At 24.1% G+C, this 1081-nt stretch carries 1 protein-coding gene; it reads left to right on the top strand.

The genetic code is table 11. The features are described from left to right. The first annotated feature begins 542 nt into the window (after positions 1-542). Positions 543-1073: a radical SAM protein gene (locus tag HMPREF0202_RS05285; RefSeq protein WP_023052224.1), complete on the top strand. Its 531-nt coding sequence runs from the start codon at positions 543-545 to the stop codon at positions 1071-1073. Positions 1074-1081 lie beyond the last annotated feature (8 nt).

Here is a 1081-nt window from a genome sequence, read left to right as displayed (position 1 = left end):
AATTACAGCATTGCATTCTGCCGAAAAACCTATAATTTATTATACCACTAACAAAAGGTATATCTAACAAAACACTAGACCATGAATATAGGGAGTTTTTAGATGAGAGAGACATAGCTATTTAAGCTCATTATATAGCGGAGAATATGAGTGTGAAATAAATACTAGAAAAGGAAACAGAGTCTAAAAAAGCTTAAAACTGCTCTTGTGGGTTTATATTTTTGAAAAATGAGGCTATATCTTTAAAGAGGTTTCAAGAGCTTATATAGAGAAAAGTTGTTAGTGTAAAAGGGTTGAAGAGTAAGAGTGGTAAAAGTTATAATGCAAAGATAAAGTTGAGAGATGATTATAGTAGCTTCCAAATTGTGGAGTTTTTTTAGAGGCGATTTCCTCCTCTTTTTTTGTAGAAATTACAATTTTTATCTAAATTTTGAAAAAGGATTTTTTTAAAATTTAAGTAAAGAGTTGTTGAAAAGTTTAATATTAAAGTAGAATTTAAAAGATTTAGATTAATAAAAATACTACGTCATTAAGGAGGGCTCATGAAATTTTCTAATTATAACATTTGTACGAAAATTTGTAATGAAAATTATTTGTACAATTCATTTACAAATTCTTTAATAAAATTAAATAATATTTATTTTGAACAAATTAGACAAAGAGATATAAAACTATTAGAAAAATTAGACGATAGCCAAATTAATATTTTAAAAAATAATGGAATAATTATAAATGATGAAGTTAACGAACTAAACATGATCAGAAGTAAAATGAAAAAAATATTATTAAATAGAGAAATTTTAACTTTAACTATAGCTCCTACTCTTAATTGTAATTTTGATTGTTATTATTGTTTTGAAGAGCGTCAAGAAGGAAGAATGAGTAATTTTACAAAAGAAAATCTTTTAAAGAATATAGAGAGAGAAATAAAAAATGGGGTAAAACTTATAAAAGTTATATGGTATGGAGGGGAGCCTCTTTTAGAGATAAAATTTATTGAAGAGTTTATAAATAGTTTAAATGAATTAAAAAAATTATATAATATAAAGTTTGGTATTAAGTCAAGTTTTTAAACATAACT

The organism is Cetobacterium somerae ATCC BAA-474, from assembly GCF_000479045.1.
Classification (GTDB): Bacteria; Fusobacteriota; Fusobacteriia; order Fusobacteriales; family Fusobacteriaceae; genus Cetobacterium_A; species Cetobacterium_A somerae.
Note: the sequence above shows the minus strand (reverse complement) of the source record. Positions and strands in the feature narration are given on the sequence as shown.